The organism is Mycoplasmoides fastidiosum (genome assembly GCF_024498275.1).
Classification (GTDB): Bacteria; Bacillota_I; Bacilli_A; order Mycoplasmatales; family Mycoplasmoidaceae; genus Mycoplasma_N; species Mycoplasma_N fastidiosum.
The window spans coordinates 346,774-363,134 of the sequence record NZ_CP101809.1 but is presented as its reverse complement, the minus strand read 5'-3'; the positions used below and the strand labels follow the sequence as shown (position 1 = coordinate 363,134).

Genomic DNA, 16,361 nt, shown 5'->3' with positions numbered 1-16,361 from the left:
TATAACTTTGTGAAAAAGTTAGAATTTTATTATCGTTAAATTGATTGAAAAAATGGAATATAAATTAGAAGATCGAGCACGAATATTATCGTTAGCAGCAATATTGTGAATGAAATTTCCGTCAAAATTACCTAAATAAGTGGAAAAAGTTCCTGAATTTTGGGTTCCAATTCATACTCGGTGAAATCATGGATAAAATTCAGCTGAATCATTACCAATTTGCCGATTTCAAGGACCAACCGGATACCCATTAACATTCGAATTAACGGTTGCACCTTCACCTTTAATTCGTTTTTCTGTTGGAATCGTTAATTTCGGTCACGTATACCAACTACTATCTGTATCTTGCTGGGGTCAGAAATCTAATAATTGGTTGCCATAAAATGAAAAAGTGGGTAAAGTAAAATTATAATTACCCATTCTCAACGAATCTAATACACTTTGAGTTTGAGCATTTCAACCACTAGGTTGAGTTTCGTTCTCTTGACTATAATACTTACTTCAATTACTTGGATTTACTACGTTATAAAAAGCCGAATTAAGATTGGCAATGAAAAAAATCAAACCTTGAAACCATGGCAATGGCTTGGCAGCAATTGGGGTAATATAACGCAACCGGTTATTACCAAAATCAACATTGGTAAACATGTTTTTCGATAACGGAATCCGTTCAATTTGGTTGTTCGAAAAATCGATGCGATAAATATCTTTACAAATATCTAATTTAACTCCACCAAAGTTGATGCCTTTATCTAAATTAAAATTTGCACTGCTGCTTGTGTTAACTGGTGTACCATCGTTGGTTGTTGTGATGTTACTTTTTGGATCATAAGGCACAACACCATCATCTCCAGCAGACAAACCATTATTATTTTTGTTTGAGGTAGAAGGATTTTGTTGATTGATATATTTGTCACCATCTCTTGTTTTAAAGTAAACTGGATCGGCTGAAACTGCATCTAAAAAACTAGCATAATCAGTAATAGTTTTATTACCCGTTTTATTTACTGAGCTTGCATTGGAATTTGCATAACTAATGCCAGATAAAGTGGTTTCTAGCCACTTCTTAATTCCTTTGACAGATGGTAAATCTTCAACACCCGAACCTGTTGCTCATAAACTTTTTAAATATTCATAATAGTTTTCTGGTTTTTTTGTAACTGTTGAAGTACTTTGTAAATCGCTCTCACTTTGGTATTCAGTAGAGTAGTGATTATTGCTAAAAGTGTTAAAGTTACCAATTGCTTGAATCGCATTACGACTTGCGCGAATCGTTTTTAATGCTGGAAAATTCTTGTAGTTGGGATTGGGAAAATGGGTAATGATATTATCTTCCACATTAATGGTGCTCAAACCCTGATAACGAATTTCAAAATTTCCATTACCAGTAATCCGAGCAGAGGAATTAGCTGTGCCTAATAAATCATAAATTCCCAAACCCCAACGCAGGTTTGGATTAAAAATTTCAGCAATAGAAGTTAGGGCTCGATTCGATAAATCAAGGGTGACACTTGTTTTATCAAATGCATCAAATCATTCCGTTTTAGAAAAAGTGTCAGTTACTTCCTTACCTAAAATAGTTGCAACTGCAGCACGAATTGCCCGAGTTGGGAAAAAATCAACTAGTTGATTATCAGTTTCTGCAAGTGTGGGTCAATTATTTTTTGTTTCGTCTAAATTGAATAAACCTGGTGGTGGGGCAAATTTAACATCAGTTACAGCTTTAGTTTTCTTGTTGTACTGAACGTATTTTAAATTGACATAATCATAAGCATTAGCGCTAATTGTGACTGATCCTTTAGTCAAACTAACAGATGTTGCTACAACCCGAATTCCAGTTTTCGGTAAATCTCCTTGATAAGAAATTACCCGATTGGTGTCTTCAATAATAATGTTTTCAATGTCCGCTAAATCACGGCCTAAAAACGCGTTTAAATTTGTGTCATCTGCGGAATTAGTAGCAGATGACCCCCCCCCCGGCGCATTTACTTGGCCTGACTGGGTAATTCGGGCTAACCGATCTTGAACAGGATCAATTTGCTCAGCTGCTTGTTGAGCTTGGTGTTCTTGGTGAACTAAATAAGCTGAGCTGATAAATGCAGTAGTACTAGAAAGTAGGATTGCAAAACTAATTAACCAATTTGTTGGTGCAGAAAATCGATATTTATCAGTAGATCCAAATAAGATCTTTTTGAATTTTGGATTCATGAAGAAAAACAAGTGATAAATATGAACAATAACAACTTGTAACTTCAAAGATCGAAAAACAAAAAAATTAATGAGACAAACAATCTGTTCAATTTCATAATTGAACAGATTGTCATTAAACAGAGTTACAACAATTTAATGATGAGATAAAAAATATCTATAAGTTAGCTTGATTTTATCATATTCCAATTTGTGCTTTTTGGAAATATGCTGCGGGGTTTGAAGCAATAATCCAGCTTGGATATAACAAGAACCCGACATAACAACCTCTTTGCGTCTTAGTCATAATTAAGCATAATGATTTCGAAAAGATTATTTAGATTTGAGTTTAAAACCCCAACTGGTGCCTATTTTTTGGTTTTATTGTTCTGTAATTTAGTCGTTCGTGAACGGGATTGGTGAGTTGTTTTTTGCATGAATTTAATGCTATTAGTTGCATGACGATAACGTCAGATGCCATAATAGATTCCCATAGTTAAAACAACTAGTAAAACCATAATTCATGGTAAATGGATTTTTAAGAATAGTTGGGAATTAGAATTAAACCCCGTCAAAATTAATTGGTTTTGTAAATTCTGAATGCGACCATTGACAAACGCATTTTTAATTTCATAATCAATAACGATTCGGTTATTCACTAAATCCGAATGGATTTGACGAATAATTAATTGTTGTTGGTTATCATCGCTCACTAAAATTTGGCCCAATTGTAAATACCGATAGGCTAAAGAAAAATCATCATTTTCTAAAGCTTTGGTTACGTCGCGAATATTAGCTTGAAAACCTTGACGAACTAAATCATTTGTAATTTGTTCAGTTGATTCAGTTAGGACTTGAGAATTAACTAATTTTAGTTTGGTCAACTTAATCTCTGCTTGGTTAGGATCAGCTAAAAAGGTTGTTAAATTAACTGGGTGAGGATTAACATCATCAAGATTAGTTTGATAACTATTGACTAATTGAATACTATTGGTTAAAAAAGTTAATTCACCCAAACCATCATTAATTAGGATGTAATCAGTCAATTGTTCCACGGGAGTATCCACAGCTAACAATTGAGCAAATTGGGGGTTTAAAACTAAAGATAGGGGATTAGTTGGGCGGGAAAAACCTTGAACTTGTAAGAAGGATTGTAAAAACGTATTAATTGCGGCTGGTTCATTTAAGTTAGTTTTTAATCAGCCTAAAATATCTGCACCTGAAAGTTGGTTTACTGCTACCAAAGTACCATTTAAATTTAGTTGATAATTATCCTGATTGTAATCTTGGGGCTGAATCACAATGGTTTGGCGTTTAAACCCTTGTAAGATCACATTGCCCAAACCGACGGTTTGATAATTATTGAAATTATCAATTAGTTCTTCAGTGGTTTTATTTGGGTCAAAAATATTTTTTAAAATTTCGATTTGTCGTTGATTAGCATCGACTACATTGAAATGTAAGAAGGGGTTAAGTAAATAAATTTGTTCATTCTTCGCACTGTAATAAACATCTTGTTTTCGTACATTAAATGTTGGTGCAAACGGATTCAACTGGCTTTTCAAAATTTGAAAAGCTTCTTGGTATTTTGAATTCTGGTTATTAATTTCAATTCCGGTGTTATCGACCAAACGTCAAGTCACTAAATCAAATAACGGATCAGAATTATTTAATGTGATGTAGTCTGCATTATTGGGATTAGTTTTAGTCATCAGTTGATCATAATAATCTTTAACTGATCAAGTTTGGAATTGGTTATTAGTTACTGTACCCGTACTTTGTTCGCCATCTAAACTAGTTAGGGTTGGATCATCGGTACGAATTTTTAAATTACTTTCACTAAAGTTGTTTCAGTTGGGTAATAAAAATACTCCTAAAGTATTAGTAATTTGAAAAGTAGTTGTTTTGTTTTTTAAAGTGAAATGAGTTCCATCAAATCCTTCAATGTAATTTTCCACAGTGACTGTAACATTTAAACTACCCCCATTATAATCAGGATTACTAATGTCTAATTTAGTGAATTTAGTCATTTGATTTACATAAGTTGATGCCACGTCTTGGGTTCTAAATTGGGTGGTAAAGAAACGTTCGGCATCGGGGTTAGTGTAATAAATCGGGTTGATGAATTTGAATTTTAAAATGTTAATCGCATCTTCAGCAGCTAATAAATCAGCCCCAGATAAAGTTATCGAATTATTGTAAAGTTTTTGAGCTTTGGTTAATAAATCATCTAATTGGTTAATGATCCCTAACACACTTTCATTAGCAAAAGTACGATTCACGGCCTCATTATCAGCAAATGGTAATTGTTCTTTAGTTTTTGCATCAATCCGGAAGAAGTAGTTGCTTAAAAAGAAACTAATTTCCTGGGCATAAGGTTGGGGAGTTAAGCTGCGCTCAGCTTTAGTCATATCATTATAAACATTATGAATAACTAAAGTGTTAGCCGCAATTTTCACTTCACCCGTGGAATTATTAATTTCAATCCCACTGAAGTTATTAATATCAACATGGGTTTGATAACTAGTATTCGAAGTAGAAGTTGTTAAAACATGATTTAAAAAGCCAGTGAGAGTATCATATTTCTGGTAGTTAACTTGACTGATTAATTGGCTGGCTTGGCGGTTTTTTAAAGTTCTTAGTTGGGCTAATCACTCACTGGGTAATAAATCTTTTCATTCCCGACTTAATGCATCATGGAATAAATTATTCCCACCAGTATAACCCGAATTTGGTTGAGCACTTGGGGTAGTAGTTGTTGGACTAGCAGATGTTTTATAAGTATTATTGATCGCTTGATTTTGGGTTGTATTTGGTTTTAAAGCCACTAATAATGATGGTAAATTATTAACCGGTGCGCCAGCTTCAGATCCGGCATAAAATTTACCGTGTAAATAACCCCCTTTAATTGTTAAAAAGTTAATGCCAACTAAATTCGCATCATCTCTAGTTGTAACATTGGTATTAACATCTGCAGCACTTAAACTAGTTGTGCCATGAAACCCAATCATTAATTGTTTTTTCTGTTCTTCAGTTAGTGATGAGGCACCTGATAAATTATTATTAGTATCAAAAGTTGGTGCACTTGCAGTTAAATCTAATAATGGCAGAATTAATTCATTAAATTTAGTTGCATTCATAACACTTTCTACTAGTGCTTTTTTAAATTCAGCTACTGGTTTATTTTGATATTCACTATGGGTAATGAAAGCAATCCCCGATATTCGATCATTGTTTTGTTTTCAATTAAATGCAGAATTGAAATTGGATAAACCAAAAAAACTGGCTGTTTTTACATCAATTAAATCACCATTAGTGCCATCAGCATTTTTTTCAAATAAACTAACTGCAAAATCAACACTGCCGACTTCAGCATTCCGGTTAATATCGGTTAATGTTAATTGGGTTTCTGGGGGTAAGAATTGTTTTAATTCACTTTCATCTGTTGGTCAAACTTTGGATGAAGCATTCATTTCTTGACCACCAATGGTTTGAAAAGTTTTTAGAGTAACGAATGTTTTTAATTTTTCATCAGTGTATTCTGATGCACTTAAGTTTTTTGCTGCTGTTGAAGTATCAATTGAATAAGTGAATTTTTTAAAAGTGGTAATAGTGTGATTTTCAACTAAGTTAATTCCCCCATTACTTGCGTTAGCATTCACTTGGAGGGTAAATGATAAAGTTCCATCATTTTTGTTAAAGAAGACACTGCTAATATAATTTTCTGGATTGCTTAATTCATTTAATTTATAAATGTTTTGCCTACTTAAACTGCCACTAGTAGCAGTCGTACTCAGATTAGTGGTTAAACTATTATCTGTTTTAGTCAAACCAATTCACCGAATTCCTACGTGATTTTTAATTCAAGTAATTGCTGCTTCACGATTTTTAGGCGCAAATTCATTTGGAGCATTATCTTGATCATCAAAGGAATTAATTTGTTTATCGTTATTAATTAAAAATGCTTGTTGAGTGGCAAAACCAGTTAATGTAATATCGTTAATTGCAATTTTATTATTGTTTGGATCATTCACATTGAAACCAACTACAATTTCGTTATTGATTAAATCAACCCTTTTAATGATCAATGATTTAGCGTCATTACGAATGTAGTTTTGAATGTATGCTGTCCCAGAAGTTCACTGGTCAATATTATTGGCTAAATCAGTTGTGGTAACGGTTGAAGCAAACTTAAACCGGTGAGGAAAATTGACATTAGAAGAAACATCATATCTTCTGGCACTATCACTTGCATTTGCATCTTTTGGATTTAAAACATAACTAGTATCAGTTAACACATTAATGGTGTACCGATAAGTTCATTCTTGATTAGGTGCGGAAATAATTAAGTTATATGATGGTGAAAGTGGTACCGCATTTTCACCAGTAATAGTGGCAAACTGGGTTAAGTCTAAACCGGTTGATTTATTTCCTGTTGCACCAGTTCATTGAGAAGCATTTTTCCGACCATTGTAATAAGGCAATTGCCCTAAAACTTCAGTTAGAAATTTATAGCCATTATTGGTTATTGCAGTTTGTCCTTGAGGAGTGGTAGTAGGCAAACCATTACTTGCTGATGGTTGATAACTACCATTCAGTTCTTGAAAAGCCAAATTATTTTGTAAGCCATTTGCATTAGCATACAAACTAACCCAATCAATGTTTTTAAAGTTAGCATCAGCTACATCTTCCTTGTTTTGGTTGATTAATTGCACATTAATTTTTTGGCCGGTTCCGGTTCGCCCGTCTTGTCTGCCTCAAGAATTAGTAACCGAATGGTTTTGGGGTAAGGTGCGGGTTAAGATGTAAGGGACTTGGGAATTATAAGATTTGTAAGCATCTGAACTCGTACTTAAAATATCATCAGCAAAAGCTTTTCGTTCTGGATTCATATCACTTCCAGAACTAGAACTTGTAGTTGGCGAATTTGTTGTTCCAATTTGCTTTAATTCCGTAGTATTAAACCCAGGTAAAATAAACTTTTCGTTGCTGTTGTTTTTAGCTAAGGTTACATTGTAATTAATTGTCTTACTATAACTTTGCAGATAAGTCAAAATTTTATTATCGTTTAGCTGGTTAAAGAAAATACCGTATAAATTATTACCACTAGCACGCGTTGAAATACTTGATGGCACAATATTATGAATGAAATTACCATCAAAAACCCCTAAATAAGTAGCAAATAAACGTTCCCCGTCATTAGGTCCAATTCAAACTTTGTGAAATCAGGGATAAAATTCAGTAGTACCACCAATTTGTCGGTTTCACGGACTAATTGGATAACCATTAACATTAGAGTTAACAGTTGCTCCAGTGTTCCCAATTCGTTTGGAATTAGGAATTGTTATTTTCGGTCAAGTGTATCAACTACTATCCGTATCTTGTTGGGGTCAGAAATCTAGTAATTGATTACCATAAAAAGAAAAAGTTGGCAGGGTGTATGTTGCATTACCAAGTCGGAAACTGTCAAACGCCCGCGTGTCATTGCCTTTATCAAAACCATTTGGTTTATTGTCATTTTCTTGATTGTAATAATTAGTTCATTTAGTTGGATTCAATAAGTTGTAAGCAGTTGAATCGAAATTAGCAATTATGTAAATCAAACCATAAAATCATGGTAAAGGTTTAGCCGCAATTGGGGTGATGTAGCGTAACCGATTATTACTAAAATCAACATTAGTAAACATGTTTTTAGATAACGGAATGCGTTCAATTTGGTTGTTAGAAAAATCAAGTCGGTAAATATCTTTGGAAAGATCTAGTTTTACTCCCCCAAAATTGATCCCTTTATCTAAAGTGACATCAGTGTTGGTACTAGCTCGATGGGTTGCAACAATAGTACCGTTGGCATTAGTGGTGATGTTACTGTTAGGATCATGGGGAATAACACTATCACTTGTAGCAGTCATTCCATTGTTATTATTGTTGGAAGTATTGGGACTTTTTTGATTGACATATTTATCACCATCCCTTGTTTTAAAATAAAACGGATCGGCTGAAACTGCATCTAAAAAACTAGCATAATCAGTAATAGTTTTAGCACCAGATTTACTCACTGAACTATTGCTACTTCCTGCATAATTAACACTAGGTAAAGTAGTTGTTAATCACTTCTTAATTCCTTTAACAGATTGTAAGTCTTTAACATCTGAACTTTCAGCCCATAAACTCATTAAGTATTGGTAGTAATTTTCTGAACTCTTAGCGGGTGATGAAGTCGCTTGCAAATCAGTATCACTCTGGTATTCAGTAGAGTAATGATTATTGCTAAAAGTATTGAAATTTCCAATTGCTTGGATGGCGTTTTTACTGGCCCGAATTGTTTTTAAGGCCGGAAAATTTTTGTAATTCGGATTGGGAAAATGAGTCAAAATGTTGTCATCAACAATTAATGTACTTAAGCCCGTGTAACGAATTTCTAAATTAACATTACTACCTTCTAAAGGTTGAAAATTAGCCGTGCCTAATAAATCATAAATCCCCAAACCCCAACGCAGGTTGGGGTTAAAAATTTCAGCAATGGAACTTAATGCGCGGTTCGATAAATCAAGGGTAATATTGGTTTTATCAAAAGCATTAAATCATTCTGCTTTAGTAAAAGTATCAGTTGGACTTTTCCCTAAAATAGTGGCAACTGCACTGCGAATTCCCCGGGTTGGAAAAAAATTAGATAACTGGTTATCAGTTTCTGCAAGTGTGGGTCAGTTATTTTGTGCTTCGTTCAAATTAAACAAACCTGGTGGTGGAGCAAATTTAACATTAGTTACAGCTTTTGTTTTTTTGTTGTATTGAACGTATTTTAGATTGACATAATCATAAGCGTTAGCAGTGATTGTTTGACCACTTTTGGTCAAACTAACATTAGTTGCCACCGCCCGAATGCCGGTTTTAGGTAAATCGCCACGAAACGAAATGGCTTTAGAATCATTTTCAATAATGATATTTTCAATGTCAGCTAAATCGCGACCTAAAAACCCGCTTAAATCAGTATCTACGGCTGGATTAGTGGTAGATGACCCCCCCCCCGGCACAGTTGCTTGACCAGACTGAGTAATACGAGCAACCCGAGCCTGCACTGGGTCAAATTGCTCAGCTGCTAACTGAGCTTGGTATGCTTGCTCGACTCAATAAGCAGAGCTAACAAAAGCAGTAATGCTAGATGTTAGAGTAGCGAAACTAATTAATCAATTCGCTGATAAAGAAAAGCGGTATTGATCAGCGAATCCCAACAGCATTTTTTTGAATTTTCGATTCATAAATAAATGCAGATGATAAATAAAAAACGATAACGACTTGTAACCTTAAAAAACAAAAAAAGAGAAGTTAATGTCACAAAGCGCATGTTCAATTACCCCATTGAACACGCATTGATTAAAAAAAGTTACAACATTTAGTGAGAATGTAAAAAATATCGGTGATATTGCCCCAATTTTACCATAACCAAATTTAATGGCCTTTTTAAACGAATTAAATCGCTTTTGGCACTTAAATTGGCATTGCATATAACAAGAATTTAAAAAACGTGATTGAATGGGTTTTACTCTGGTTGAAAGAACAAAAAACCACTTGCTTGATGCAAGTGGTTGTTTTTAATTCAGAATTAATCAATTAAATGGTTTGACATTGAATTGTGCTATTTTTTCTCGTTCACAATTGTTTGGGCCATATAAAACTTCTTCCCACCCAAGTGTTTGCGTCTTCAGAAATAATAAGCTAAACCAGCTAAACCAACAGCACCACTGCCCCCTAAAACTGGACCAAGGACTAAACCTAGTTCGTTTTTTAACGAGTCTAAAGTATAAGTGAAGTTTTTATGGCCTAAATTTTGACCATTTTCATAAAAGTTTTGGAAACTTAGTTCAATATAAACCCGGCCCAAAATGTCATTAGCTTGAACACTAATATCAGGTTGTTCTAGTTGTTGGGATGCTTCAGGAAAATGAACTAAGGCTTGTAAGCGTTCGGGATGAGCCAGTAATCAAGTTTGAATTTCTGATGGTTTTAATTGGATTAAATCCGGATCACTGCGTAATTGTTCAACATCAAAACGAAATTCGGTATTGAAATTAGAACTAACAGTTAACTGAATTGGGGGTACATTAATGATTTGGTCTTTTTGGGGCAGATTATCTAAATACCCGTTGAGAATTTGTAAATCTTTAAAACTCACTATCCCATTTATTACATCAATTTGAACTGCATCTTTAAGTTTCACAGCCGGGTTTAAACGAGCTTGGGTTAATGGATCATTAAAGATTGAATGAATAAAGAAGAAGCCATCACCTTGTTGTAGCATTTGGTTAAATGCAACTTCATCAAACCGCCCATCAGCAATGGCTTGGCTAAATTCAAATAATAATTCGGCCACTGATTTTTGTCCACCAAAAGTTTTTGCTAACCACTGCACAATTGTTACTGTGTTATTCGGATAAAGTTCAGTTGAATAAGTGCGAAAGCTTAAATGAATATCATCAAAAGTTAAAGTGGCCCCAATCTGACCCGCAATTCATGGGGTGCTGATTTGGATCTCCCTTAAAACTAAATCGCTTTTGGTAATTTCAATTTTACCAATATGGCCCACTGGACCTAATAAATTAGTCCCATTGACATTATTAGTTAACACCGAATGAGCGCCATTTAATAATGAGTAAACTTTTAAAGCTAAAAACTGTTGGAACGCTTTAGCTGAATCAGTTTGGACTCCAGGAACTAAACCTAATTGTTGCAATAATACAAGCGGAGATTGGTTTAGCAATTCTTCATAAGTAGCTACTGGGTTGACAACTAACTGGGTGTTTGCTCCCGCATTTAAATACCAAATTTCAGAAGCTGGAGTTTCATAGTCACTAAGAACTGGATTGGTTCGATCTAAGGTGCTTGCAAATAATGGGAACAGGAGTTTATTCACTTTTAAAGTGCGTTCCCCATTAGAAATGGTAATATCTAATGGATAAACAACACTTGTATCATAAGCCCCACCATAAGGGACATTAGTTGGGGTAAAAGTACTAATTCAGGCCGCTTGAATATCGCGTCACCGGTCAGTGGTTTTTACTGTTGGATTATTCCGGTTAGCTGTGAAGAAATCTAAATCAGCTTTCACTGCAGCCGCATCAGCATTAGCTCATAAATTAGGTAAGAAGTTGGCACTAAATTCCCCACTACTTAATTGTTCGGGCACGGTTTGGTTTTGGTATTTGTGAAACCTAATTGTGGTACCATTCCGTAAAAAACCACTGAAAATTAGGTTACTAATTGGATGAATCGAAGTTATTCCGTTGTTTAAATAATTAACAATGAACGGATTCCGAATAATTAAAATTGCTGAATCTAAACTAGAGTTTTCAATTCGTTCAGCAATCAAATAAGTGCGGTTCACTCCAGATGCCACGGGAGAATTAACAAACCCTAAAAAATTGGGCACATAAAAGAAATTATTGAAGACAGCAGCCCGAACTGTTGCATCAGTTGCTTGATTTTTTAAACTGTTAATGTGGGCTAGATCGACTGGACTAATTCGGGCTGTGTTATTATCGATTAACCACCGGCGTAAAATATTTGCGCCTGCTTCTGCAGTTTGGTTAACTAAATTAGGGGCATTTAAAGCAGCCACTTCTTGATCGATTAACGCTTTATGTTCGGTTGTAGTTGGGGCTGCATTGTACCGAAATCCATAATAGAAGTTGGCATAATCATCTTTAAAGCCGTTTGGTGAACTGATGTTGTTGTTAACTAAATAACTAGTCGAAAGTTTGTTGGGTAAACTATAAGTTTTTGCTTCAGTCACAACATGATCACTGCCTGTTTGACCTGCTGCTGTAATGAAATTAGTTACGGTTACTGCACCACTGTTAAACCGCACCGTTCCCTTTTGGATATCAATCTCAATTTTAGTGGGATCAACTCGGTAACCATTTTGCATGATGTTGTTAGCATCAAACGTTTTAACCCCCACATTTAAAGCATCAATATAAGCTGGAGCTTGGGTTGGTGATTGTAAAATCGTTGCGACTTCTAATACGGTTTTATTAATTAACCCTGGACTTACATTATTCGCCCAAACAAAACTGTTCACAACCGGATTAGCTTGAACCACTTTAGGTGCTAAAGTGTGTTCTGTAGTGGTGAAACTATTATCGTTTTGCCAGTTAATGAATCTTAGGTTTTTAAAAGTTAGATTCCCTGTACGATTATCAACATCAATGTTTTGGTTCAGATTACCAGTTTGTTGGTAATCACTTTTACTAATGTGGGCTAAAGTAAATAAGTCAAGGTCAATTAGGTTGATATTATGATTCACTAAAGCTTGTTTGTAATCATAAACATTCATGGCATCTAACACTTGATCAACTGTAGTTAGATCGGGATGGTTTGGATCAACTTGGACTAAATTATTAGTTTTCAAATAATCCTTAATTGCTTGTAAAATTTGTGCATCAGGTTTTCAAGTTACTGTTGCAACTGGACGTTGGCCTTGATAGTTGGGGGACACGGGAATCGTCAGGTAAGTTGGAGTACTATTGCTGTGATTTTCAATCAATCCGTTAATATATTTATTCCCGTTTAAATAGTAGTTTTTCAGTTGTAAATTAGCGAACCGAATTTGACCATTGTTAACATTAATGACAAAATTTTGCGACTGGTCACTAGCAAAGACCAAATCATTGGCAGTGATTTTAGCAGTAGTTGGCTTGTTAACAACGGTAATGAATCTTTCGGGATCAGTTTTAAATTCAATTTTAATTTCTTCAGGAGTTTTTCCTAAAAAGAAGTTTTGTAAAACTGCTTGGGGTTTTCAAGTAATGGTGGTGCTTTGATCAAACAAGTGTTCTCATAAGACACTAATCCGTTGTTCGGGAATCCCGTTAGTTGGATCACCCGGAATTTTCACTTGTCACAATAAAGAACCATTGGCATTATTGGGAAACAATTCAAAATAATTCGCTGCATTAGTGGCATTAACTACATTTCAAGTTGCAACATCAGTTTCAACTGCGCCTAATTGAAAGATTTCTGCTGCTGTAATTTGACTTGGTGGTTTGCGAATGATTTGGTTAAATAAATTGCGTTTATCAGCAGTTGTAAAACTATCTGCAACAAAGGTTTGGACTCCGTTTGGATCAGCAATATTTTTACCAATCACTGTCGTATTAGTTTTAGGTAAACCGGTTCATTTATAAACTGTTGTTTTCAGTTTTTCAGGATAAGCAAAATTAATCCCGTTTTCAAAGGTGTAATCGGGAATTGCCATTTTAAACTGAATTGTTCCATCAACCTGGTTTTTAGTGATTTCACTAATTCATTGGGGATCAACTTCAACCAAACTACTTTGGTTATTTTCAATTTCTGCTTTAGTTACATTCGGTTTGGCTTTATTACCTAAATAATTGGTTTTAAACGTTTTAGCAATACTAGTAGCATCAATCAAACTATAATTTTCAATGTTAGTTACCCGATCCGCAATACTTTTGGGCACTTGGTACTCCAAAGTATTGGTTGGATCAGTAATTGCACTAGAACTGAATGTTTCAAAATTACCAGCATTATTTTCCTTCTGAATTTCAGCTTGGGCAAACCCAGTTACGGTTTGATTAACTTGAATATCAATGGTTGGGGTTGCATTCTTTTCTGGGGTTGCATTAGCATCATTCGCTTGTAGCAACCGGCCTTGTCGGGAGTATCCAGGTGAGTAAATCCGGAATTGATAAGTTAATGATCCAGCCTCTGGATCATAACTTAAAACAACATCTTGGGGATTTAGTCGCAACATGTAGACTTGATCAAACTGGTTATTAGATTTTCAGAATTTAGCATTGCCATTAAGAATGTCGCTCACTTCGACATTTTGCGGAAATTTATTTTGGTACTCAGATAAATCTAATCCCGTAGTTGCACTAGTTGAAGTTGCAAAATTATTGGTATCACTAAAAGCAGTTTGAACTGAATCCACAACATTAAAATTACTTGCATATGTGTATAACCCATTGTTTAGTACTAATGAAGAATTGTAAGGTAATGCAGCTGTTGTGGGAATTCCAAAACTACTGGAGCGGTCAATATTAGATAACCAAGTTTCTGGAGCTAACCCCGTTACTTGTAAAGCGCGGTTACCAAAGTAGTCTGCAAAATGTTTCACTGTTGCTGAAGTATTAGTTGTGGTAAAAGGCACATAAAGCTCACTGTAATTAGCTGCTAAAGCAGAGCGATTGTTTCCTGAAGGAGTTAAACTAATTTGGGCATTATAGTTTTCATAATTTTGGGCATCATAAAATAAATTACTATCATAAATGTTGCCAGATAAGGCACTATCACGTGCTGATTTAGCAAACGATTTGGCTGTTACTAAAAACGTACGGAAGGGTTTGTATCGCCCAAAATAAGTTTGGTCATTTGGATCAGTAAAACTCATTTTGGTCGCTGCAGCAGTGTTTACTTGTTTCGTACCCCAGAACCCGGTTTTTTTGCCGTTATTAGTTCCGTCTAAAAAATCTTTAAAACTAGTTGTTGCACTGCCAAATAAATTAGTTCAAGCTCCACTGGCATCAGTTTTGCCAAAATCAGAAGCTTTCGGTACTTTTCACTGAATGCCTGTGCCCCCAGTTAATGCCGTTGTACCCGCATATTCTTGTTCGGGATTGGTGTTGTTTTCTGCAGTATTATCCCAGTCATTTCCCTCTTGATTATTAGGTCGGGAATCTTGGGTTTGTTCAAACAAACCATAACCATTAAAAGAGCGGAACGCATAAACCCCTAGAAGCGATCGGGAGTATAAATAACCACCCCGATCAAAGGCGCGGGATCAAGTGTTTAACGTCATGAACGGAAAAATTGAATCGGGCTGGGGCACTAATAATTCGGCGTTAGCATTCGGATTATTAGCATCATTTCTGGTTTTGGCTTCAGCAATAATTGTGTCTTGAGCTGTTTTATAACTAGACTTTTGATAATCATTTAATCCCGCATAAACATTAACACTTTTTTGCTGGGGGGAAACTGCAGAAGTTGGATCAAAATCAACATTACCATTTCGAAACACCATTGGGGCAACTAAATTGTTGTTTGAAAAACTAAAGAACGGGAGTTTTTGCCCGCTATCTTTTGTCGTGCCAGTGCCAGTAGTTACCCCACTGTCTAAACTACCATCGGCTGCGGGTTGGTCGTTATAGTTCCCAAAAGTTAAGCCCCGAATTGGCCAGGGGGATTGGCGTCAGCGGGCAACTTGTTCATCAGTGTATTTGTATTCACTGGGATTATCAGCTTGTTTCGCTCCGGAATTATAAATATCAATGCCGTATGGCCCACGGATGCTAGGGTCTTGAATACTCAATAATCCCGCAGTATTTTTAGTTGTTTTTAAAGAGTATCACGGGGTTGCATAAACCCCCATCGGATCAGTGGTACTTCCTGCTCCGAGTTTGTTGTTACTAATGTTTAAATAAGCTAAATTAATCTTTAAAAAGTATTTCGGAATTTCGCGAATATTATTGGATGCGACATCAAAATAACGGGGCACGTTGGTACGAATTGGGTTATCATACTGGGCTTGGGCTTTAGCGCGTGCATCAGTTTGGTCAGCAGTAGTTTTATCAAACGGATCTTCCACATAAGAAGAAACATCAATCATTTTTTCTAAGTGGGATCCTGTTGCTAAAATTTTGTACAACTTAGGCATTTTGGTTTTATTGAATTTGATCTCATAATTCCCAAAATGATTGTTCGATAAATCAATACTTCACAAATTATCCCAACTTAAAGCAGGGTTTAAAATGGCATCAATTTCGGTTAAATTTAACCCGTTTAAATTCAGTAATTTAACTTGTTTAATTGCCTCTTTAGTGAAGTTGGAATTCACCCCTAAACTATAGGGATCTTGACCATTCGTATTAGTGGCTCGTAAAGCAATTAACACCCGATTAGCTAATCGGGAAGAAGGAAAAAGATCAATAATCCGACGGGGAGTATCATCATCCCAGCTAATGTAATCAACAGTTGGTCCACTAGTTGCTTCAGCTTGTTGGCGAATTATTGAATTGGTGAAATGCTGGTGCATTTTGCCCACTTCATTTCAAGTCAAACTGAAAGTGGTAATGGTACTTAAACCCAAAATAATTAGGCTGGAATAAAGTCATTTACCAGCGAAAAATTTTAATTTTTTAGTCATGTTTTTTTCGCTC

General features: G+C 35.2%; 3 protein-coding genes. All 3 read right to left on the bottom strand.

Annotated elements, in window-relative coordinates:
* Positions 1-18: 18 nt before the first annotated feature.
* The 3 genes from NPA10_RS01310 to NPA10_RS01300 all read right to left on the bottom strand — a co-directional run bounded on the left by NPA10_RS01310 (position 19) and on the right by NPA10_RS01300 (position 16,348).
* Positions 19-2,208: a hypothetical protein gene (locus tag NPA10_RS01310; RefSeq protein WP_256547740.1), complete on the bottom strand. Its 2,190-nt coding sequence runs from the start codon at positions 2,206-2,208 to the stop codon at positions 19-21.
* A 347-nt stretch (positions 2,209-2,555) separates the two neighbouring features.
* Entirely contained in the window at positions 2,556-9,443 is a 6,888-nt protein-coding gene (locus NPA10_RS01305; RefSeq protein ID WP_256547739.1) for a hypothetical protein, read from the bottom strand.
* A gap of 377 nt (positions 9,444-9,820) precedes the next feature.
* The gene (locus NPA10_RS01300; RefSeq protein WP_256547738.1) at positions 9,821-16,348 is read right to left on the bottom strand and encodes a hypothetical protein; all 6,528 of its coding nucleotides are present in this window, start codon (positions 16,346-16,348) and stop codon (positions 9,821-9,823) included.
* Between the last annotated feature and the right edge of the window lie 13 nt (positions 16,349-16,361).